Genomic DNA, 21,424 nt, shown 5'->3' on the forward strand with positions numbered 1-21,424 from the left:
CCCCCGGCGAGCCGGGCGACCGGCCGACCTGATCTGCCCTCGTCCGGCTAGTGGGCCGCGGCGCCTCTCGGGGACGTGGCCTGACGTGCGAGGGAGTCGCGATCCACGATCCCGACCGGGACGGCGACCAGCGGCGGCACGGACTCGCCGTGCAAGGCGCGATAGACGGTCTCCATCGTCCTTCGGCCGATGACTTCGGGGTACTGGATCGCATCGGCTTTGAGCGGAGACCCTTCGCTGATCGCGGCCCGCGCCTCCGGAATCGCATCGAAGCCCACGATCACAATGTTGCTTCGACCGGCCGCCCGCACCGACGCCAGGGCGCCCAGGGCGCAGTCGTCGTTGCTGCCGAATACTCCGACCAGGGCGGGGTGCGACTGCAGCAGGTTGTCCATCTTGTTCTTGGCGACGTCCCGCAGACCGCGCTCCACGGCGGGCGCGGCGACGATGTGGAGGCCCGGATAGCGGCTGATCGCGTCCCGGAATCCCTTCACGCGGTCGATCACGCTGACCAGCGTCGGCTGGTCGAGGATGGCTACGTCGCCCTTGCCCTTGAGCTGCGCCGCGAGGAACTCGCCTACCAGTCGTCCACCCTGCTGGTTGTCCGATGCGACGTGCGCGGTGACGTGCCCGCCCGCCGAAGCGATGTCGGCGGTGAACACCGGGATCCCGGCGCGGTTCGCCTCCTCTACGGCGGAGACGATGCCGCGCGAATCCACGGGCGCGATGATGATGGCATCCATCTTCTGGGTGACGAAGTTCTCCACCTGGGCCGTCTGCCGGGCCAGGTCCCATTCACCGGCGACGACGTGGAGATCGAGGCCCAGGCTGTCCGCGGCCTTGAGCAGCCCCTTCTTCAGATCCTGGTAGAAGACGTGGGCCTCGGTGAGGAGCGTGACGCCGACCTGCGGCCGGGTGTGTGCCGCCCTCTTCGCGCAGCCGGCGGCGGAAGCGGCTGCCAGCCCCGCCAGGCCGGCGAGCAACCAACGGCCAACGGACCGAACGGCAGGGCGGCGGAGCAGGGCGTGGCCTCCTGTGGTCATTGCATGGTCTCCACGACGACGGTGGCGATCTCGAACGGCCGCAGCGCCACGCGCACGGTGTGCGCGGTCACGGGGAGCGGGTCCCCGGGATCTTCGAGGAAGTTGGACCGGTGCGCGGAACGGACGACCGGGCGGAGCGTCACGGTCGCGACCGCCGGCCGGCCCGACCATTCGACCAGGCGCAAGACCAGCGCGTCGGTGTCTTCAGCGCGCTTGACCCAGGTCAACTCCACATCGGCGGCATCCACCGCGGCGAACGTCATGCTGCGCCCCAGCGGGCCCGCATGGGGCGCGTCGCGCTCGGCCAGCACTGGCGTGTTGTACTCCGCCGCGAGCCGCTCGGTGCGGGCGGTCCGCCAGTCGCCGGCGTGCGGGAAGATCGCGAACCGGAAGTGGTGGTGTCCGCGGTCGGCCAGCGAGTCGGGCCAGAGCGGCGAGCGCAGCAGCGACAGCCTCAGCACGTTGCCGTGACAGTCCCATCCGTACTTGGAGTCGTTGAGGATGCTGACGCCGTAGCTCGAGTCCGACAAGTCGGCCCAGCGCTGGCCCGACACCTCGTACTTGGCCCGCTCCGCCTGGGTCCGCGGCCGGCAGGAGCGACCGATGGTGCCGTAGGGGATCTCGTACGTGGCCGAGTCGGGACTCGTCCCCAGTGCGAAGGCGACCTTGAGCAACTTGTGCGTCTCGTGCCACTCCACGTCGTTCACTACGTCGAGGTACGGCGTTTCCCGGCCGAGGACGAGCGTCTGGTGGAAGGTCGAGGCGCCCCAGCGCCGCGTGAAGCTGATGCGCGCGTGATCCGGGCCGGCATGGCGCTCGATGTCGCCCGTGGTGGCAACCTCCCACTGCTCGCCGGTGTAGCCGATGTCCCATGCGTCCCATTCGCGAGGCACGTCGCCGAAGACCTGGAAGACATTGGCGCGGCCACCCGGAGCGAGCGCCTCGCGGTGATGGCGCTTGTCTAGGACGCGCGTGACAGCGCCCGTCGCGGTATCCAACTCGACCCGGAGGTAGGCGTTCTCGAGCCACGTGGGGCCCACGGTGGGGGCCGGAAGGCGGCTCTCGATCGTGCCGGAGTGCGGTCGCAGGAAATAGACGCGGGCTCCCAGGGCGGGTACGTCGCGGGCGAGGAGGGTGACGGTGTCGCCGCCGTCCAGGGCCACGCGCACGGGCGCCGTGCGCGGCCAGGTCAGGGCGTTGAAGGCGACGACGGGGACCATGCCGCGCGGCGCGCCGCGCGTGTCCATCCGCGAGCGCAGGTCCGCGAAGGCCCGGCCGCTCAGGGAGTCGAGCGCGGCCCACGCGCTGTCGTACTGCGCGTTCGCGTCCAGGTAAATCTGGTGGATGCCGGAGCCCGGCAGGATGTCGTGAAATTCGTTGAACAGCACCCGGCGCCAGACGCCCTCCAGCGCCGCCCGCGGGTACGCGGCGGTGTCGACCGCCGCCAGCGCCTCGGTCGTCCGGAGCAGGGTCTCGCTGTGACGGGCCGACCACTTCTGGCGCGCCTGGGTGGTATAGGTACCCCGGTGCTTCTCGAGATACAGCTCGTCCCGCCACACGGGGAACGTCGAGTCGGGCTGTGAGCCGCGAACCGCCGCCAGCGCGTGGTCGGGGTCGTCGTAACGCATGACCGGGAACGTCGGCACCCGGCGCAGCCGCTCGGCGCGCTCCAGCATCTCGATCGTCGGTCCGCCGCCGTGATCGCCCACGCCGTACAGCACGATCTGCTGATGGATGCCCGCGTTGCGGCGCACGTCGTCGAGCCGATCCTTGATCAGCTGCCCCGGCGCGAGATCGTGGTCGTATCCGAACGGATTGTAGGTGAACAGGCGCGTGCCGTCGCGACCTTCCCACCAGAACGCGTCGTACGGCAACTGGGTCGAGTCGTTCCAGCGGATCTTCTGGGTGACGAAGTAGTCGAGTCCCGCCTGCCGGTAGATCTGCGGCAGCGTCCAGGGATACCCGAAGGAATCCGGCGTCCAGCCGACCCGGGCGCGGTGGCCATAGCGGCGCTGGAAATAGCGCTGCCCGTAGAGTCCCTGGCGTGCGAGCGACTCCCCGGACGGGATGTTCTGATCCGGCTCCACCCACCATCCGCCGACGATGGCCCACTGGCCCGCACTCACCGCGGCGCGCAGGGAATCAGCGAGCGTGGGATACAGACGGTCCATCGCGTCGTAGTACGCCGCCGCACTCCCGGCGAAGACGTAGCCGGGGAACATCGCCGCGAGCTTGAGCGACGTGCGCCACGTGTTGGGAATGACGTCCGTGGAGGTCTCGCTCCACGGCCAGAGCCACGCCGCATCAATGTGGGAGTTGCCCACGAGGTGCAGCGTGTCTTGGCGGATCTGCGCGGCGAGCGGCGCGTACGCGGCGCCGTAGCGTTGCACCAGGCTCGCGTACGCACTGCCATCGCCGTGCTCGATCGCCGTCAGCCATTCGCGGGCGTCCGGAGGCGCGATGGCGGGAGCCTTCCCGGTCAACTGCTGCGCGTAGCCGTAGCCGTCTGCGAACTCCGCGTACCCGATGTCGCGCACCTGCGCGTCGGGGAAGGTCCACCAGGGCCGGCCGGGCTCGAGTTGAATCGCAACGGCGATGGTGTCTCCTGCGCGGCACGGCGCGCACAGTTGGAGCGCACCGTCGCGCCACGCGCCGGCGGAGCCGTTGACCAGGTAGCGGGCGCGCGGACCGAACTCGGCCACCAGCAGATCCACGGCGCGATCAGCGAGCGCCCGGGGCACCACCAACCGTACCTGCGCGTGCCTGCCCGCGGCGGAGGAATCCGTCACCCAGGTCCCGGTCGCGAGGCGTCCGCCCCAGACCCTGAGCAGCCAGTCGGGGTCTACCGGCAGCGCCGCCCGTCGCATTACGCCGGCCGACGTCACGCTCACGGCGAGCGGGGAGGCCCCCAGGGCCGCACTCCGCAGGTCGTCGAAGCGGGTCCGGAGGTGCAGGGTTCGAGGTGTGCCGGGCGGGAGCACCGTCAGCGATTCTGCGGCCCAGCTCGAGGAGTCCTGCGTCACTCGCGTCACGGCGCCAGGCAGACTGTCCCGCCCCCACACGGTGACCGCGAACGTGGCGGGCACCTCCAGGCGGTCGCGGGTCCACAGCGGCGGTTCGGTCGATCGGAGCGAGGAAGCGGTCACGACCGACGCCGGGTAGTTGTGCGCGCGAACCTCCGAGGGACGGCGCATCTGCCAGCGGATGCCGTCGAGGCCCGGCTCTCCCGGCGCACGCGCCAGCCGCCCGAGCACGCCGAACCCACCGCTGCGGTTCACGGCCTTGAGCAGCAGGCTGTTCCAGCCGGCGGCCAGGCGGACGGCCACCGTGTCGCCCCCGGTCGTCATGCCGCGTGCGATGACATGTGCCCACACGCGCTGGCCGTTGAGCCACGCGACCAGGTCGTCGTCGCTGTCCATGACGAGCAGGACAGTGCGGTCGTTGGGGGACAGGACGTAAGCGTGAGCGTACGCGGCGGACTCGTCGGTCGGCCCGGTGAGCACGCGATTGAGATCTATGCCGCCCAGGGAATCCGCATCCACCGGCACGAAGGCACCGCCGGCAACGCTGTCGCCGGAGTCGGGGAGCACGGCGGCTTCGCCGCCCAACTCGTCGTGCAAGGGGCCGGCCGTCACCTTGATGGGGCCGCGGACCAGCCAGCGCCGGATTGGAAGATCCTGGGCGCGCAGCGTGGCGCTCACGAGCAACCCGGCCAACCCCGCCACTACCGCCTGCGTCAGTCGTCGCGGCATCGGAAACTCCTCAGGATGCGTTGTCTAGTTCCGTCCGGCACGCGCGCGTCGGCGTGCGTCCGCGCGTTTCATCCACACGTCGAACAGCACCGCCAGGAGGATGATCACGCCCTTGGCGATCTCCTGCCAGAACGACTGCACGCCGAGGAGGTCGAGTCCGTTATTGAGGACGCCGATGAGCAGCGCGCCGGTCAGCGCCCCCCATGCGGTGCCGATGCCACCGAACAACGACGTTCCTCCGATCACGGCGGCCGCGATGGCATTGAGCTCGTACAGCATGCCGGCGTCCGGCCCGCCGCTGCGTAGCTGTCCCACGAGCAACACGGCGGCCAGGCCGGCGCAGCCGCCGGAGATCGCGTAGGTCGCCAGCTTGACCCTGGCGACGGCGACGCCGGACAGTCGCGAGGCTTCCTCGTTGCCGCCGACGGCATAGACGTGACGACCGAACCTCGTCCGCACCAGCACGAACGCTCCCACGCAGACCAGGGCGAGCATGACCAGGGCCGGAACAGGGAAGCCGGTTGGCAGCCCGGGCACGGGGATGCGTCCTCCCCCGACGACGTGAAGGGCGTCGAGGGCCGCGACCTTGCCGCCGTACAGCGGGTCTCCGGGGTCGGGGAAGCCGACCGGCACGCCCCCGGTCACGAGGCGGGCCGCCCCGCGGGCCGCAGTCATCGTGGCCAGGGTGACGATGAACGGCGCGACGCCGAGCCGCGAGACGATCCCGCCGTTCAGCAGACCGACGGCGGCCCCGGCGGCGATGCCCACGATGCCGGCGGCCAGAGCCGCTCCGGCCGGGCCGAGCAGCTTCAGGACTTCACCGCTCGTGAGCGTCGTGGCGGCGAGCACGCCGGCCAGCCCGACGACGGATCCGACCGACAGATCAATGCCGGCCGTGATGATGACGAACGTCGAGCCGAGCGCGATGATGCCGTTGATCGAAACGTGCAGCAGGATGGTGGTGAGATTCGCGCGGCTCATGAAGCCCGGTATCAGCATGCCCGCCACGAGCACGAGCGCCGCCAGGGCCAGCGGCACGCCGAACCGGGCCGCGCGCGGCGCCTTCATGCGGCGTGGGACGCCGGCAGCGCGAGGGCCAGCACCTGCTCCGCGGTGGCGGTGTCGCCGGCGAGCTCGCCGGCCACCCTGCCCTCCCGCATCACCACGATCCGATCGGCGAGCGCGAGGATTTCGGGCAGCTCCGACGAAATCACCAGCACGGCCTTGCCGGCGTCGGCGAGCGCCCGGATCAGGTGGTGCAGCTCGGCCTTGGTCGCGACATCCACCCCTCGGGTGGGCTCGTCGAACATCAGCAAATCGGCGTCGGCCAGCAGCCACTTGGCGATAACGACCTTTTGCTGGTTGCCGCCCGACAGCGTTCCCGCCTCGCGCTCGATGTCGGGCGGACGCAACTCCACGGCGGCGGTCTGCCGGGCGGCGGCCTCGCGCTCGGCCGGCGGCCGGATGACCCCATAGCGCGAGAACGTCTCCAGCGTCGCGAGGGTCACGTTCTCCTTGACACTCATGCCGAGCACGAGTCCCTGCGTCTTTCGGTCTTCGGGCAGGTAGACGACGCCGCGGGCGATGGCGTCGCGGGGGGAGGCCGGCCGGAACGACTTCCCGGCCAGCGTCATGGTTCCGGTGTGATGCGGATCGGCGCCGGCAATGCAGCGGGCCAGGGCCGTCCGTCCCGCGCCGACGAGGCCGGCCAGGCCGACGATTTCGCCGTGGCGCACGACCAGGCCGACGTCGGCGAAGCTGCGGCCCTTGCCCAGGCCCCGCACTTCGAGCAGGGGCTCTCCAGCAGCGGGCGCGGCGGAAGGAAGCCGGGCGTACTCGACGTCCCGGCCCACCATGTAGCGAATCACGCCGGCGTCATCCACCTCGGTCGCGAGCCCGGTGAACACCCGGCGGCCGTCGCGCAGCACCGTGATCTCGTCGGCGATGCGTCGAACTTCCTCGAGCCGGTGCGAAACGAAGATGACGGCGATGCCGCGCGCACAGAGGCGTCGGATCTGTTCGAAGAGCCGCGCGGTCTCGAGGTGCGAGAGCGCGGCGGTTGGCTCGTCCAGGGCGATCAGCTGCGCGTCGCGCGCCAGCGCACGAGCCAGCTCGACCAGTTGCTGCTCGGCCACGGACAACTCGCCCGCCGGCGTTTCCGGATCGAAATCGGCACCCAGGGCCTGCAGGGCTTCGCGGGCGCGCGTGGCCGCGGCGGGGCGGTCCAGCACCCCGTGCCGGGCCGGTTCCATACCGAGAAAGATGTTGGCCGCGGCACCGAGCTGGGGAACGAGCGACAGCTCCTGGTAGATCACGGTGATCCCGGCACGGAGCGCGTCGCCGGGCGCCGCAAAGGCCACCGGCTTGCCGTCCAGCGCGATGCGCCCGGCATCGGGCCGGGCCGCGCCGGCGACGATCCGGAGCAGCGTGGACTTGCCCGCGCCGTTTTCGCCGACCAGCGCGTGCACCCGGCCGGCGTGCACATCGAGATCCACGGCGTCCAGCGCCACGACCCCCGGAAACCGCTTCGTGACGGCGCTCAGCGTGAGGAGCGGTGCGGGGAAAGGGGCGGCGGGTGCCACGGCCGGTGGGGTCACATCGTTCTGATGAGGCGGAGAATCCGGAGGGTCATGACGATCGCCAGCGCCAGGAGGCCGATCGCGGCGCCGACGTTGATGATCCGCATCATGCGCGCCGAGATGAACCGCCGGCTCCACGCCACGATGCCGGACAGGATCACGCCGTACAGGATGGCACCGGTCACCAGCCCCGTGAAGAACCACACCCGGGCCACGTGGTGAGCGCTGTCCACGCCGGCGGAGGCCATGGCGCCCGACGCCGCCAGCCACAGCCAGAAGAAGACCGCGAACGGGTTCGCCATGGAGAGGGCGACCCCGACGGCGAAGCCGACCCGCTTGCGGGGGGGATCGGACAGGTGGTAATCGGGGTTCTGCGCCGACGCGCGGAAGGCGCTCCAGGACAGGTACAACAGGATCAGCACGCCGATGAAGCCGATGGTCACCCGCAGCGGCAGCGACTCCATCAGCAGGCCCGAGCCCAGGATGCCGACCGCGGCCCAGAACGAGTCGCCGATGACCGAGCCGAGGGCGACCAGGAAGGCGGCGAGAAAGCCGACCGACAGGCCGCGTCGGACGATCTCCAGATTCACCGGCCCGACGGGGGCACAGTAGAGGACCCCGACGGCGATGCCGAGCGCGAAGGGTAGGAGCAGGAACATGGGCCCGGCCAATGTAGCGCGCTTTTCGTCCGACTTGTAGGATCGAGCCATGCTCGGGATGGTACTGGCCTTCCTTGCCGGCCTTCCGACCCCGCAGGACACGGCCACGCTCGACGCCCCCGTCTACGCGAACGAGGCGTACGGGGTTTCGCTCCCACGCCCCTTCCCCGACTGGGTATTCGAGCCTGGAGTCGGGCCGCAAACCACCACGGTGATCTTCCATCCGCGAGCCGCCCCGCTCCGCGACCAACTGTGGGGGGCCCTGATCCTGGCGACGTTCCCAGGCCAGATCCCGCTGCGACAACTGGTCGAGAGCCGCCTGGAATCCACCTGGCGACGCCGCCTGGGACGCAGCTTCGCGCTCGAGGCCAGCGATTCCGTCACCGTCGCCGGCCTGCCGGCCATGCGGACGCTGTTCAGCGGCGCAATCGACCACGTCGTCCTGGACGTCGAGGAGTACGCGATCGCCCGCGGGGGCGACCTCATCGTGTTGCAGCTCCGGTATCCGCGCGGGCTGCCCCGGGACTCCATCGAAGCCGGGTACCGGCGGGTGGTGGCCGGCCTCAGGATCCGCGGCGGCGCTCCCTACGGGCCAACCCCTCCTCCTGCCCCGGCCGAGAGCGTCGCGCTCGCCGGCGTGGTGCCGCGCACCGCGTGGCAGGCAGTCGCCTACGATGCCCTGGTGCGTTACGACGCGGACGAGGTGCGAGCGGACTTCGCCGTGAAGGTCAACCTGGTCAACTGGGGAGCCTCGCCGGCGGATTCGGTGGCCGTCTGGGTGTGGCCGGCTTTCGCGGTCGACAGCATCCGCGGCGACACCGCGCTGCTGGCTTCGCGGACTTCCGGCAGCATTTCGTGGGTTCGGCTGCCGGACGCCGCGCCGCCACAGGGAGGCGCCGTTCTGACCGTCTTCTTCCACGTCTCGGCCGGGGATCACGCGCTCCCGGCTGGTCTGATGCAACTGACGGCGGCGGGCGCCTTCGCCACCGTCGACTGGCTGCCACGGGTCCAGCCCTCCCTGGACTCGGCGTTCCAGTTCGTGCGGACGCCGCGCGCCAGCGTCACTCTCAGCTTCGACCTGCCTGACGAGTGGCGGGCCGTGGCGGCGGGCCGGCTGACGTCGGACGGCACTGCCCTGGGACGGCGTCACCTGACCTGGAGCGCGGACCAGGTCGCGGCGTCCGGAGCCGCGTTCGCGCTGGGCCCGTACCGGATCGTGACGAGACCCGAGGGTGGCATCGGCGTCTCGGTGTGGCTGAGCCCGGAGGACTCTTCTTCGAGCACCGCGATCGACTCGCTTGCCGCTGTGGTCCGCACGGCGTGGGACTTCTGCTCTCGGGCGTTCGGGCGCCTGCCGATGGACGAGATCAACGTAGTGGAGACCGGCATTCCCGTTGATCGCGGCTTCGCGGGCCTGCTCCTGGTCGGGCGACTGGCCACGTTCGGAACCGATACCACCTACGCTGCGGCGTTCCGCCTACGCACGGGGGAGATCACGCGCGAGCTCGCGCGGACCTGGTGGGGGAACTCGGCAGCGGCCGCGGGTCCGGGATCGGCTTGGATCACGGAGGCCATTCCAGCCTGGGCAGGGGTGGCGATCCGGGGCGTGGTGGAGGGCGATTCCGTGCGCCAGCGCCTGGTCGGAGAAGCCGACAGCGCGTGGCACGCCCTGCCGCGTGAGGTCGACTTGCCGCTCGGCGCCGCGCCGGTCTCCGCCTCTACTGACGAGCTGCTGCGGACCAAGGGCGTGGCCGCCATCGAGGCCGCGCGCCGGGCCGCGGGGGACGCCCGGTTCCGGGACGCGCTGCTTACGCTCGCGGTCCAACACCGCAACGCCTCGATCACGCTCGCCGACGTCCTCGCCGGGCTCGGCCCGGCGTCGGCCGCGGCGTTGCGGTCCTTCCTCTTCTAGGGTAATCTTACTTCGCCAACAAAAACATTGGCGAAGTGAGGAAACCGCTCGATGACATTCTCGACACCGGCACCGTCCATCCCCGGCCATCGCGGTCTGCGGGCGTGGATACTGCTGCGGATCAAGCGATCGCAACCGGTTACAGCGAAAGAGCTTAGCATCGAGTTCGGGGTATCGGCGAATGCCGTACGCCGGCATCTCAAGGAGTTGGAACTCGACGGGTGCATTGGCTATGGCCGTGAGCAACGCGGATTGGGCGCCCCCGCCTACGTCTATCGGCTCACGCCGCGTGGGGAGAGCCTGTTCCCCAACCGGTACGAAGATGCGCTGAAGGGACTGCTGCAGCACATCGAGGAACGGGCCGGGCGCGGGGAGATCAATCGGCTGTTCGTCGACCAGTTCCGCGCACGGGCCGAGGCGCTCAAGGGCGAGCTGGCCGACCAGCCCGTCGAGGTGCGGCTGCAGCGGCTGGTGCGGATGCTGTCGGAAGAGGGCTACATGGCGGAATGGAACACGGCGGACGGCACCATTCGCCTGGCGGAACACAACTGCGCCATTCGGGCGGTGGCCGAGCGGTATCCCGAGGTCTGCGCCGCGGAGCGGCGGTTCCTGACCGAGGTGTTGGCCGCGCAGGTCGAGCGCCGTACGCACATCACGGAGGGCTCGAATGCCTGCGAGTACTCGATCACGCCGGATCTGAGAGGCGGCGACGGGTCCGAGGGCGTCGAGGCACGACGGGAGCAGCCATGACCTCCTCCATCGAAGCCCAGGTCCTGCAGCCCTACAAGTACGGGTTCGTCACCGACATCGAATCGGACAACGTCCCGGCGGGGCTCAACGAGGATATCATCCGGCTCATTTCCACCAAGAAGGGCGAGCCCGCCTTCATGCTGGAGTGGCGGCTCAAGGCGTTCCGGCAGTGGATGACGATGAAGGAGCCGACGTGGGCGAACGTGAAGTACCCGCCCATCGACTACCAGTCCATCGTCTACTACGCGGCGCCCAAGCAGGCCAAGTCGCTCGACAGCCTGGAGCAGGTGGACCCCAAGCTGCTGGAGACGTTCGACAAGCTGGGCATTCCACTGGCCGAGCAGAAGCGGCTCGCCGGCGTGGCGGTCGATGCCGTGTTCGACAGCGTGTCGGTGGCCACCACGTTCAAGGAGACGCTGGCCCAGCAGGGCATCATCTTCGGCGCGTTCTCCGAGGCGGTGCGCGAGCATCCGGATCTTATCGAGCGCTACCTCGGCACCGTGGTGCCGCACAACGACAACTACTTCGCCGCGCTGAACTCCGCGGTGTTCAGCGACGGCTCCTTCGCGTACATCCCGAAGGGCGTGCGCTGTCCGCTGGAGCTGTCCACGTATTTCCGCATCAACGCGGCGGCCTCGGGCCAGTTCGAGCGCACGCTGATCATCGCGGACGAGGGGAGCTACGTCAGCTACCTCGAGGGGTGCTCGGCCCCGATGCGCGACACGAACCAGCTGCACGCCGCCGTGGTCGAGTTGATCGCGCTCGACGACGCGCAGATCAAGTACTCGACGGTGCAGAACTGGTATCCGGGTGACGAAGAGGGGCGCGGGGGCATCTACAACTTCGTGACCAAGCGGGGCAAGTGCGCCGGACGGAACTCCAAGATCTCGTGGACCCAGGTGGAGACGGGGTCGGCGATCACCTGGAAGTATCCGGGGTGCCTGCTGCAGGGCGACAACTCGATCGGCGAATTCTACTCGGTGGCCGTGACTAACCACCGCCAGCAGGCGGACACCGGGACGAAGATGATTCACATCGGGAAGAACACGCGCAGCACGATCGTCTCGAAGGGCATCTCCGCGGGACGCGGGCAGAACACGTATCGCGGCCAGGTGAAGATCCTCAAGGGTGCGACCGGCGCGCGGAACTACTCGCAGTGCGACTCGATGCTGATCGGCGACCAGTGCGGCGCGCACACCTTCCCGTACATCGACGTACGCAACAGCACGGCCATCATGGAACACGAGGCATCCACGTCGAAGATCGGCGAGGACCAGATCTTCTACTGCCGGCAGCGCGGGCTGTCGGCCGAGGACGCGACGAGCATGATCGTGAACGGCTTCTGCAAGGAAGTCTTCCGCGAGCTGCCGATGGAGTTCGCGGTCGAGGCGCAGCGCCTGCTCGGCATCAGCCTGGAAGGGAGCGTCGGATGACGCGCGCGGCGGGGACGCCGATGCTCGAGATCTCGGATCTTCACGCGTCGGTGGAGGGCAAGGAAATCCTCCGCGGCATCGACCTGGTGGTGAACGCCGGCGAGGTGCACGCCATCATGGGGCCGAACGGATCCGGGAAGAGCACGCTCGCCCAGGTGCTCGCCGGCCATCCGGCCTATGCGGTGACCGCCGGCTCGATCCGCTACGAAGGGAAGGACCTGCTCGAGCTCGATCCCGAGGAGCGGGCACGCGAAGGAGTGTTCCTCGCCTTTCAGTATCCGGTGGCGATTCGCGGCATCACGAACGCGTACTTCCTGCGCTCCGCGCTCAACGCGGTCCGCAAGCACCGGGGGCAACCGGAGCTGGACCCGCTGGAGTTTCTCGATCTGCTGGCGGAGAAGCTGAAGTCCATCGACTCCGACGACGGCCTGATGAATCGTCCGGTGAACGACGGCTTTTCGGGCGGCGAAAAGAAACGCAACGAGATCCTGCAGATGGCGGTGCTGGAGCCGAAGCTGGCGATTCTCGACGAGACCGATTCGGGCCTGGACATCGACGCGCTGCGGACGGTGGCGGGCGCGGTGGACAAGCTGCGGCGGCCGGACAACGCCACCGTGGTGGTCACCCACTACCAGCGCATCCTGAATTACATCACACCCGACTTCGTCCACGTGCTGAGCGCGGGGCGGATCGTGCTGTCGGGCGGGAAGGAGCTGGCGCTGGAGCTGGAGGCCCGCGGCTACGACTGGGTGCGGGCCGAGGCGGCGGTCTAGCCCGGTGGGCACCCAGCGCGTGAATTCGGCGGCGGACGCGGTGCAGCGGTACGTGGCGCAGTACGAAGCGTTCGCGGCCAATGGAGGCGGGGCGGCGCCGGCGTGGCTGCGCGAGCTGCGGGCGGCCGGCATCGCACGGTTCGCGGACATGGGCTTCCCGACCACCCGGCAGGAGGAGTGGCGTTTCACCAGCGTGGCCCCCCTGGTCGAGAACGCGTTCGTGCCGGCGCCGGCACGCGCCGGGGCCGGTCCGGGTGCCTCCGGCGGCGAGACGCTGCGGATGGTGTTCGTGAACGGGAAGTACGCGGCGCAGCGTTCCTCGCTCACCGGCCTCCCGGCGGGGGTGCGGGTCGGCAATCTCGCGGCGTTGCTCGAGGGAGCCGCGGGCGCGGCGGCGTTCGTGGAGCGGCATCTTGGGCGCGGCGCGGCGCCGGCGGCCAACAGCTTCACGGCTCTCAATACGGCGTTCATCGCGGACGGCGCCGTCGTCCACCTGACGCGGGGTGCGGTGCTCGCGGAGCCGCTCCACGTGATCTTCGCGTCGGCGCCCGGCGGGAAGCCGACGGTCAGCCACCCGCGGCTGTTGGTGGTCGCGGACGAGCAGGCGCGGGCCACGGTGGTCGAGCACTACGTCGCCCTGGAGGACACGCCCTACTGGACCAACGCGGTCACGGAGCTGGTGCTGGGCGACGGCGCCGACGTGGAGGTGGTCCGGATCCAGGAAGAGCCCCTGGGGGCGTACCACGTGGCCAGCACCCATACGCGGCAGGGGCGCGACAGCACCCTGCTGCTGCACCCGCTGGTGCTGGGCGCCGGCCTGGCGCGGCACGACATCACAAATGTGCTCGACGGCCCCGGCGCCGAGCTGCTGCTCAACGGCCTGTACCTGCTGGGGGGCCGGCAGCACGCGGATCACCACACCGTGATCGATCACGCGCAACCCGACTGTCGCAGCCACGAGTTCATGAACGGGGTGCTCGACGCCGGTTCGCGGGGCGTGTTCAACGGACGCATCATCGTGCGGCCCGGGGCGCAGCGCACCGACTCGAAGCAGACGAACCACAACCTGGTGCTGTCGGAGGAGGCCCGCGCCGACAGCCAGCCCCAGCTCGAGATCTACGCCGACGACGTCAAGTGTACGCACGGCGCCACCCTCGGGCCGCTCGATCCCAAGGAGCTGTTCTACCTGCAGAGCCGCGGCCTCGCGCCCGACGAGGCGCGCGCCCTCCTGACCTATGGGTTCGGTGCGGAGATCCTGGGGCGGCTGCGGCACCCGGGGCTGCGCGAGGCGCTCGACGGCGCGGTGCGGGCGCGACTGGCGGCCGGGCACGTGACGGAGCCCGCGCCGCGCGGCTGAGCAGATTTGTGATCACGCTTCGGCGCGGCCCCGAGCCGCGGAAGGCGACCTGAATGCGCGACGTCCGCGCCGACTTCCCGATCCTGCAGCAGGCCAGCCACGGCCGGCGGCTCGTCTACCTCGACTCAGCCGCCACGACCCAGAAGCCGCGCCAGGTCATCGACGCGATCGTGGACTACTACCGCAGCCTGAACGCGAACGTGCACCGCGGCGCCTACGATCTCGCGGTGCGGGCCACCGAGGCATACGAGGCGGTGCGGTCGGAGGTGGCGGCGTTCGTCGGCGCGCCCGATCCGTCCGGCGTCATCTTCGTGCGGGGTACGACCGAGGCGATCAATCTGGTGGCGGCGTCGCTGGGCCGTGCGCGGGTCCGCGCGGGCGACACGATCGTCGTCACCGCCATGGAGCACCACTCCAACCTGATTCCGTGGCAGCTGCTGGCCGAGGCGCGCGACGCGCGGCTGGTCATGGTCGAGCTGACCGCGGACGGCCGGGTCGACGAGGGCGATTTCCGGCGCGCGCTGGAGCGGCAGCCGCGGATCGTGGCCTTCACCCACGTCTCCAACGTCCTCGGCACGGTGAACCCCGTGGCGGCGCTGACGCGAGTCGCCCACGATGCGGGCGCGCTGGTGGTGGTGGACGGCGCGCAGGCCGTGCCCCACCTCGCGGTGAACGTAGCCGCGCTGGACTGCGACTTCTACGCGTTCTCGGGACACAAGATGCTCGGGCCGATGGGCATCGGGGTGCTGGTCGGCAAGCCGGCACTGCTCGATGCGATGCCGCCCTATCACGGAGGCGGCGAGATGATCCGCGCGGTCCAGGACACGACGGCGACCTACGCGCCGCTGCCGCACAAGTTCGAGGCGGGCACGCCGAACGTGGAGGGCGCGATGGGATTGGGCGCCGCCATCCGCTACCTGCAGGGCCTCGGGATGGACGAGGTGGCCGCGCACGAGCGGGCGCTGGCCCGCTACGCGCTCGAGCGGCTGGCGACCGTGGAGGGCGTGAAGGTGTACGGGCCCGCCGAACGGGCCGGCGTGGTGTCGTTCACGCTCGCCGACATCCATCCCCACGACCTCGCGACCATCGTGGACAGCGAGGGCGTCGCGATCCGCGCTGGGCACCACTGCGCGCAGCCGCTGATGCGGCGGCTCGACGTGGCGGCCACCGCGCGCGCGACGTTCTACGTGTACAACACCCGCGAGGACGTGGACGCGCTGGTCGCCGCGCTCGAGAAGGCGCGCGCGCTGTTCGGCTACGCCCATGCCTGAGCGCGACGAATCCGGCCTCGCGGAGCTGTATCAGGAACTGATTCTGGACCACTACCGGCGGCCGCGGAACCAGGGAAGCCTCGAAGCCCACACCCGCCGCGTAGCGTTGTCGAATCCGACCTGCGGCGACGAGCTGGAGCTGGACCTGCTCCTGGACGGCGACACGATCGCCGACGTGCGCTTCTCCGGACGCGGTTGCTCGATCAGCCAGGCCTCGGCGTCCATGATGACGCAGCTGATCAAGGGCAAGACGGTCGCCGAGGCGCGCGCGCTCGGGGCGCGGTTCGGCGAGATGATGCACGGCTCGGCCGAGGCGGCGCGGGACCGGGCGCTCGGCGAGGCGCGCGCGCTCGCGGGCGTCGCCAAGTTCCCGGTGCGCGTCAAGTGCGCCCTGCTCGGATGGAACGCGCTGGAAGAGAGCACCAGGATCTCGTCCTAGTCGCCCCCCGCCGCAGCGGCTGTTATTCTCTCTCTCCGGTGACGGCCATCGGAGACCCCCGTGCCACCGAACGTCGTCTTCGTGATCGCGCCGGAGCGCTTCCGTGACGAGGAGCTGCTGGTGCCGAAGCGCATCCTCGAGCAGCATGGCGCGACCGTCACCGTCGCCTCGACCCGCGGGGGCATCGCGACGGGGATGGGCGGCGCCGAGGTGGGTGTGGATTGCACCGTCCACCAGGCGGCCCCGAGGTCGTGCGACGCGCTCGCAGTCGCCGGGGGCGCCGGCGCGCCGGCTCACCTCTGGGATTCGGAGCCGCTGCGTGTGCTCGCGCGGGCCGTGTACGCCGCAAACCGGCCCGTCGGCGCGATCTGCCTGTCGTCGCCGGTGCTGGCGCGCGCCAACCTGCTGGCCGGCAAGCGGGCAACCACGTTCCCCAGCGACCGCGCCATCGCGGAGTTGAAACGCGGGGGTGCCACCTTCGTAGAGGAGGCCGTCGTGCTCGACGGGACGATCGTCACCGCCAGCGGCCCGGAGGCTGCGGCCGCGTTCGGCGAAACCCTGGCCCGGCTGCTCGACCCATGACTCCAGACAACGTCGTCGCCATCGAGGGGATCGCGAAGCGGTTCGCAGGACACGTCGCGGTCGCGGACCTCTCGCTGCGCGTGCCCAGGGGCGCGATCTACGGGCTGCTCGGGCCGAACGGCGCCGGGAAGACCACCACCATCCGCATGATCATGAACATCACGATCCCGGACGAAGGGACGATCGAGTTGTTCGGCGACCGGATGGGCGGGCGTCACCACAGCGCCCGCATCGGCTATCTGCCCGAGGAGCGCGGCCTGTACCGCAAGATGCGGGTGCGGGACATGCTCGTGTTCCTGGCGGAGGCGAAGGGGGTCGACCGCGCGCGGGGCGGCGCGAACGCCGACGAATGGCTGCGCCGCCTCGACCTCACCGAATGGGGTGCGCGCAAAGTCGAGGAGCTGTCCAAGGGCATGCAGCAGAAGGTCCAGTTCATCGGCACCATGCTGCACGAGCCCGAGCTGCTGATCCTGGACGAGCCGTTCTCGGGCCTCGATCCGATCAATCAGCAGGTGCTGAAGGACATCGTCGTGCACCTCTCGCGGTCGGGCAAGACGATCATCTTCTCGACCCACCAGATGGACGTGGCCGAGAAGATCTGCGACCACGTGTGCATCATCGCGCGCGGGCGGAAGGTGCTGGACGGCGGGCTGGCGGAGGTGAAGCGCGTGCACGGCGGCACCCACGTCGCCGTGGCGTTCGAGGACGGGGCGGCGGGAGCCGAGGCCATGCGCGCCGTGGCGGACCTCGTGGCCGCGGCCGACGACTCGGGCCTGTTCGCGGAGCTGAAGTTGAAGGACGGCGTGGATCCGCAGCTCGTGCTGGAGCGGTTGATGAAGACGGGAGCCCGGATTCGGCGCTTCGAGCGCATCGAGCCGTCCCTGAACCGCATCTTCCTCGACACGGCGGGGCCCGAGGCAGCGGCCGAAGCGGAGGTGGCCCATGCGTAAGGTCTGGGCGGTCGTCCGGCGCGAGTTCATCGAGAAGGTCCGTACGAAGTGGTTCCTGATCTCGACCATCCTCGGGCCCGTGTTCATGATCAGCGTGACCGTCCTGCCAAGCCTGCTGATATCGCGGGCGGGGCGGGTCAATCACGTGGCGCTGGTGGACGAGGAGGCGGGCGACTTTGCGGCGCGCCTGAAGACGCAGCTCGAGAGCTCGGGGCGCTACGTCCTCACCGTGGTGCAGGCCGGCTCCGGGCGGGCGGACGCCCTGCAGGATTCGCTGACCAACGCGGTCCGCGCCGAGACGCTGGACGGGGTGCTGACGGTATCGTCGGCGACCGTGGAGTCGGGACTGGCTGAGTACCGGGGCCGCAACGTGTCCATCACGGACATGGGCCTCATGGAGGGCCTGCTCCGGCAGAGCATCGTGACGGAGCGGTTGGCGCGGCACGGCGTGGACGCGGCGGTAGTCCAGGAGGCGCAGCGCGGCATCAAGCTGCACACCGAGCGGATCACCAAGCACGGCGCGACGGGCGAGTCGGCGATGGTGACGTTCTTCCTGGGCTACGCGGTGGGGATCGTGTTGTACATGATCATCCTCATCTATGGCATCAACGTGATGCGCAGCGTGCTGGAGGAGAAGCAGACCCGCATCATCGAAGTCCTGGTTTCGAGCCTGCGCCCATTTCAGTTGATGCTCGGCAAGGTGATCGGCGTCGGCGGGGTCGGCCTGTTCCAGGTCGGCATCTGGGGTCTGACGGGCTACCTGGTCGTGCACTTCCGTACCCAGCTGCTGGGCGCTTTCCACGTCTCGCCCGAGCAGGTGAGCTCCATCACGATGCCGGCGATTGGCGCCGGTCTCCTCGCCGTCATCGCCGTGTATTTCGTGCTCGGCTTCCTGCTCTACTCGGCGTTGTTCGCCGTGGTGGGTGCGACCGTCACGGCCGACTCCGAGGCCCAGCAGGCCCAGCAGCCGGTCATGATGCTGTTGGTCTTCTCGTTGATCGTGTCGTTTGCGGCCCTGAACGACCCGGCCGGGCAGATGGCGGTCGTGACCTCCATGATCCCTTTCTCGTCCCCGATCATCATGCCGGTGCGCGTGGCCACGTCGGACGTGCCGACGGCCCAGCTGGCCCTGTCGCTGGCCATCAGCGCCGGTTCCAGCGTGGTGGTGGTGTGGCTGGCCGCGCGCGTATACCGGATCGGGATTCTGATGTACGGCAAGCGCCCCAACCTGAAGGAGCTGTGGCGCTGGGCGAGACAGGACTGAGCTGAGGGCGCAGGGCGGCCGAAGCCACCCACGGGGCCCCGCCGGGGGCCCCGTTGCACGTGCAACACCCCCTCCCTGCCCCGCAAGTGTGCTAGCCCGTTGCACGTGCAACAGATAGATTCCCCCGCCCCATGGCCAGGGTCATCGCAATCGCCAACCAGAAGGGCGGCGTCGGCAAGACGACGTCGGCCGTCAATCTGGCCGCTTCGCTGGCGGCGGCGGAGAAGCGAACGCTGCTGGTGGACGCCGACCCGCAAGCGAACGCCACGAGCGGCGTGGGCCTGGAGCGCGACGGCCTCCATCTGACCCTGTACGAGGTGTTGCTCGACAACCGGCCGCTGACGGAATCGATCCGCCGCGCCGTCCATTTCCCGTTCCTCGACGTGGCGCCGGCGTCGCGCGACCTGGTGGGCGCGGAGGTGGAGCTGGTCTCCCGGGCACACCGAGAGACCATCATGCGCGGCGCCCTCGAAGGGGTGCGCCAGTCGTACGACTATGTCCTGATGGACTGCCCCCCCTCGCTCGGCCTGTTGACGCTGAACATGCTCACGGCGGCGGACTCCGTCATCATCCCCATCCAGTGCGAGTACTACGCCCTGGAAGGGCTGTCGCAGCTGCTGAACACCGTGCGTCTGGTGCAGCGCAACTTCAACCCGCGCCTGGCGATCGACGGCGTCCTGCTCACCATGTACGATGCCCGGCTCAACCTCTCGCGCCAGGTTGCCGACGAGGCGCGGGAGTACTTCGGCGCGCGGATGTTCAAGGCGGTCGTGCCCCGGAACGTGCGGCTGGCCGAGGCGCCCAGCTTCGGCAAGCCGATCCTGCTCTACGACATCGGGTCGGTCGGTGCACAGTGCTACCTCAACGTGGCGGAGGAGCTGATCCGTCGCACGGCATCCAAGGTCGCGGCCGAGGCGCGCGAGACCACGCGGCACGCCGCCGAGGCGGCGACGTGAGCGGGGTGACCGGGAGCCGCCGCCGGCTGGGCCGGGGACTCGAGGCGTTACTCGGGGCTGGCTCGGTGGAGGAGGCCGAGCGCGAGGGTTCGCTGCGGGATCTGCCGATCGAGACCGTGGAGCCGAATCGCTTTCAGCCCCGGCGAGCGATGGACCCGGCCGCCCTCGCCGAGCTGAAGCAGTCGATCGCCGCCAGCGGGCTGCTCCAGCCGGTCATCGTGCGGCAGATCGAGGCGGGCTACGAGCTGGTGGCCGGCGAGCGACGCTGGCGAGCGGCGCGCGAGCTTGGCTGGAAGAAGATCCCCGCCGTCGTGCGGGACGTGGACGACCGGACGTTGCTGACCCTGGCCCTGGTGGAGAACCTGCAGCGAGCGTCGCTGTCGGCCATCGAGGAGGCGGAGGGGTACGACCGGCTGGCGTCGGACTTCAAGCTGTCGCACGCGGCCATTGCCGAAGCGGTGGGCCGCGACCGCTCCACCGTCGCGAATGCGGTCCGGCTCCTGAAGCTGCCCAAGAGCGTCCAGCAGCTGGTGGCCAGCAATGCGCTCACGGCGGGGCATGCCCGGGCGTTGCTCAGCCTGAGCGACGGGCGCCGGATCGAGAAGCTCGCGCGGGAATGCGTGACCCGCGGGTGGTCGGTGCGCGAGATCGAGCGTCACACCCGCGGCGCGCCGGGCGGCGCGCGGGAGGGCAGGGCCCGCGTGGGGCGCCGCGCGGTGCCGGCCGAGGTCGCCCGGATCGAGTCGGCGCTCCGCAAGCGGCTCGGGACGGACGCGACCGTGGTGCTGAACGGGAAGGGGAAGGGTCATCTGCAGGTGCGCTTCTACTCTGAGGAGGATCTCGGCCGGCTGCTCGAGCTCATCCTCGGCCGCCGCTGGGACGGCTAGTGCCGGGCTCCGGTTACACCGTCATCGTCCACCGCAACGGCGCCCTGAACTCGCGCCAGCTGCAGGTGCCGTCCTGGCTGGTCCGGGCCGGGCTGATCACTGCAGTCGTCCTGCTGGTCGCCGCCGTCGCCATCGTGGTGTCGTACGGACCCGTACTCTCCGCCGCGCTACGCGCGCCGCTGCTCCAGCACCGGGTCAACCAGCTGACCCGGGAGAATGCCCGGGTGGCGCAGCTCGCCCGCGAGCTGTCCGACGCGGAGGCGCGGTACACGCATTTGCGGGGCATGCTGGGCGCCCAGGTGCCGGCCCCCGACGGAGGCGCCGAGAGCCAGCTGGCCGCCGGCGAGGAGCGCCTGTACATCGCGCCGCCGATGATAGCCCGGGCGCCGACGCGCGACTCGACGGGCGAGGGAGCCAGCGGCCTCTCGGTGCCGAGCCGCTGGCCGCTCTCGGTGCCATCCTATCGTACCCGCGGCATGGTGGCCGACACGCCCAGCGAAGAAGTGCACCCCGGCATCGACCTCGCGGTGCCGGAGGGATCCGACGTCAGAGCCTCGGGTGGCGGCATTGTGGAGCGGGCGGGCAGGGATTCCTCGTACGGCCTGTTCGTGTTACTCCAGCATCCTTCGGGCTATCAGTCAATGTACGGCCACCTGTCGCGCATCCTGGTCGCGCGCGGCGACACCGTCGCCGCAGGACAGGTGATCGCACTCTCCGGCAACACCGGCCGTTCTACCGCTCCGCACCTGCATTTCGAGGTGCGACTCCGCGGCCGGTCCATCGATCCGACCAAGCTCGTGCGGGAGGGACCGTAGCC

The 21,424-nt window shown here is 70.0% G+C and carries 18 protein-coding genes; 13 read left to right on the forward strand and 5 right to left on the reverse strand.

Translation table 11 applies throughout. The features are described 5' to 3' along the window. Positions 1-47: 47 nt before the first annotated feature. The 5 genes from VMF70_04350 to VMF70_04370 all read right to left on the reverse strand — a co-directional run bounded on the left by VMF70_04350 (position 48) and on the right by VMF70_04370 (position 8,033). On the reverse strand, positions 48-983 hold the full coding sequence (locus tag VMF70_04350) for a substrate-binding domain-containing protein (GenBank protein ID HTT67236.1): 936 nt from the start codon (positions 981-983) through the stop codon (positions 48-50). 56 nt (positions 984-1,039) lie between these two features. Beyond that, a complete protein-coding gene (locus VMF70_04355; protein HTT67237.1) occupies positions 1,040-4,795 on the reverse strand; it encodes a glycoside hydrolase family 38 C-terminal domain-containing protein in 3,756 nt (1,251 codons plus the stop codon). Positions 4,796-4,819: 24 nt separating this feature from the next. Further along, positions 4,820-5,833 (reverse strand): ABC transporter permease, encoded by a 1,014-nt coding sequence (locus VMF70_04360; GenBank protein HTT67238.1) that lies wholly within the window; start codon positions 5,831-5,833, stop codon positions 4,820-4,822. A 26-nt stretch (positions 5,834-5,859) separates the two neighbouring features. Continuing rightward, the gene (locus VMF70_04365) at positions 5,860-7,305 is read right to left on the reverse strand and encodes a sugar ABC transporter ATP-binding protein (GenBank protein HTT67239.1); all 1,446 of its coding nucleotides are present in this window, start codon (positions 7,303-7,305) and stop codon (positions 5,860-5,862) included. A gap of 83 nt (positions 7,306-7,388) precedes the next feature. Next, positions 7,389-8,033, reverse strand: a complete 645-nt coding sequence (locus tag VMF70_04370; GenBank protein ID HTT67240.1) for a LysE family transporter — start codon at positions 8,031-8,033, stop codon at positions 7,389-7,391. Between the two features lie 49 nt (positions 8,034-8,082). Between VMF70_04370 and VMF70_04375 the strand changes: the two genes are divergently transcribed. The 13 genes from VMF70_04375 (at position 8,083) to VMF70_04435 (ending at position 21,422) form a co-directional block, all read left to right on the forward strand. After that, positions 8,083-9,945: a hypothetical protein gene (locus VMF70_04375; protein HTT67241.1), complete on the forward strand. Its 1,863-nt coding sequence runs from the start codon at positions 8,083-8,085 to the stop codon at positions 9,943-9,945. Positions 9,946-9,996: 51 nt separating this feature from the next. Further along, on the forward strand, positions 9,997-10,695 hold the full coding sequence (locus VMF70_04380) for an HTH domain-containing protein (GenBank protein ID HTT67242.1): 699 nt from the start codon (positions 9,997-9,999) through the stop codon (positions 10,693-10,695). Continuing rightward, the gene (gene sufB, locus VMF70_04385) at positions 10,692-12,128 is read left to right on the forward strand and encodes a Fe-S cluster assembly protein SufB (GenBank protein ID HTT67243.1); all 1,437 of its coding nucleotides are present in this window, start codon (positions 10,692-10,694) and stop codon (positions 12,126-12,128) included. The genes VMF70_04380 and sufB overlap by 4 nt, the downstream gene beginning before the upstream one ends. Beyond that, entirely contained in the window at positions 12,125-12,901 is a 777-nt protein-coding gene (gene sufC / locus VMF70_04390; protein HTT67244.1) for a Fe-S cluster assembly ATPase SufC, read from the forward strand. The genes sufB and sufC overlap by 4 nt, the downstream gene beginning before the upstream one ends. Before the next feature lie 4 nt (positions 12,902-12,905). After that, positions 12,906-14,258, forward strand: coding sequence for a Fe-S cluster assembly protein SufD (gene sufD / locus VMF70_04395; GenBank protein HTT67245.1), 1,353 nt, complete (start codon positions 12,906-12,908; stop codon positions 14,256-14,258). 53 nt (positions 14,259-14,311) lie between these two features. Beyond that, positions 14,312-15,529: a cysteine desulfurase gene (locus VMF70_04400; protein ID HTT67246.1), complete on the forward strand. Its 1,218-nt coding sequence runs from the start codon at positions 14,312-14,314 to the stop codon at positions 15,527-15,529. After that, on the forward strand, positions 15,522-15,968 hold the full coding sequence (locus VMF70_04405) for an SUF system NifU family Fe-S cluster assembly protein (GenBank protein HTT67247.1): 447 nt from the start codon (positions 15,522-15,524) through the stop codon (positions 15,966-15,968). The genes VMF70_04400 and VMF70_04405 overlap by 8 nt, the downstream gene beginning before the upstream one ends. A gap of 60 nt (positions 15,969-16,028) precedes the next feature. Further along, complete coding sequence (locus VMF70_04410) at positions 16,029-16,550, forward strand: DJ-1/PfpI family protein (GenBank protein HTT67248.1); 522 nt, start codon at positions 16,029-16,031, stop codon at positions 16,548-16,550. After that, on the forward strand, positions 16,547-17,500 hold the full coding sequence (locus VMF70_04415; GenBank protein HTT67249.1) for an ATP-binding cassette domain-containing protein: 954 nt from the start codon (positions 16,547-16,549) through the stop codon (positions 17,498-17,500). The genes VMF70_04410 and VMF70_04415 overlap by 4 nt, the downstream gene beginning before the upstream one ends. Further along, positions 17,493-18,764 carry an ABC transporter permease gene (locus VMF70_04420; GenBank protein HTT67250.1) on the forward strand — a complete coding sequence of 424 codons (1,272 nt, stop codon included), beginning with the start codon at positions 17,493-17,495 and terminating at the stop codon, positions 18,762-18,764. The genes VMF70_04415 and VMF70_04420 overlap by 8 nt, the downstream gene beginning before the upstream one ends. 131 nt (positions 18,765-18,895) lie before the next feature. Next, a complete protein-coding gene (locus tag VMF70_04425; protein HTT67251.1) occupies positions 18,896-19,720 on the forward strand; it encodes an AAA family ATPase in 825 nt (274 codons plus the stop codon). Next, the gene (locus tag VMF70_04430) at positions 19,717-20,607 is read left to right on the forward strand and encodes a ParB/RepB/Spo0J family partition protein (GenBank protein HTT67252.1); all 891 of its coding nucleotides are present in this window, start codon (positions 19,717-19,719) and stop codon (positions 20,605-20,607) included. The genes VMF70_04425 and VMF70_04430 overlap by 4 nt, the downstream gene beginning before the upstream one ends. Then, on the forward strand, positions 20,607-21,422 hold the full coding sequence (locus VMF70_04435; protein ID HTT67253.1) for a M23 family metallopeptidase: 816 nt from the start codon (positions 20,607-20,609) through the stop codon (positions 21,420-21,422). Before VMF70_04430 ends, VMF70_04435 begins: the two co-directional genes overlap by 1 nt. The last annotated feature ends 2 nt before the right edge of the window (positions 21,423-21,424 follow it).

This window comes from Gemmatimonadales bacterium (genome assembly GCA_035502185.1).
Classification (GTDB): Bacteria; Gemmatimonadota; Gemmatimonadetes; order Gemmatimonadales; family JACORV01; genus Fen-1245.

Bases quoted from the DNA above. Each gene is read 5' to 3' on its own strand.
- VMF70_04400 (HTT67246.1), top strand. From the start codon at position 14,312: ATGCGCGACGTCCGCGCCGACTTCCCGATCCTGCAGCAGGCCAGCCAC.
- VMF70_04380 (HTT67242.1), top strand. From the start codon at position 9,997: ATGACATTCTCGACACCGGCACCGTCCATCCCCGGCCATCGCGGTCTG.
- VMF70_04405 (HTT67247.1), top strand. From the start codon at position 15,522: ATGCCTGAGCGCGACGAATCCGGCCTCGCGGAGCTGTATCAGGAACTG.
- VMF70_04375 (HTT67241.1), top strand. From the start codon at position 8,083: ATGCTCGGGATGGTACTGGCCTTCCTTGCCGGCCTTCCGACCCCGCAG.
- VMF70_04370 (HTT67240.1), bottom strand. From the start codon at position 8,033: ATGTTCCTGCTCCTACCCTTCGCGCTCGGCATCGCCGTCGGGGTCCTC.
- VMF70_04355 (HTT67237.1), bottom strand. From the start codon at position 4,795: ATGCCGCGACGACTGACGCAGGCGGTAGTGGCGGGGTTGGCCGGGTTG.
- sufB (HTT67243.1), top strand. From the start codon at position 10,692: ATGACCTCCTCCATCGAAGCCCAGGTCCTGCAGCCCTACAAGTACGGG.
- VMF70_04425 (HTT67251.1), top strand. From the start codon at position 18,896: ATGGCCAGGGTCATCGCAATCGCCAACCAGAAGGGCGGCGTCGGCAAG.
- VMF70_04415 (HTT67249.1), top strand. From the start codon at position 16,547: ATGACTCCAGACAACGTCGTCGCCATCGAGGGGATCGCGAAGCGGTTC.
- VMF70_04420 (HTT67250.1), top strand. From the start codon at position 17,493: ATGCGTAAGGTCTGGGCGGTCGTCCGGCGCGAGTTCATCGAGAAGGTC.
- sufC (HTT67244.1), top strand. From the start codon at position 12,125: ATGACGCGCGCGGCGGGGACGCCGATGCTCGAGATCTCGGATCTTCAC.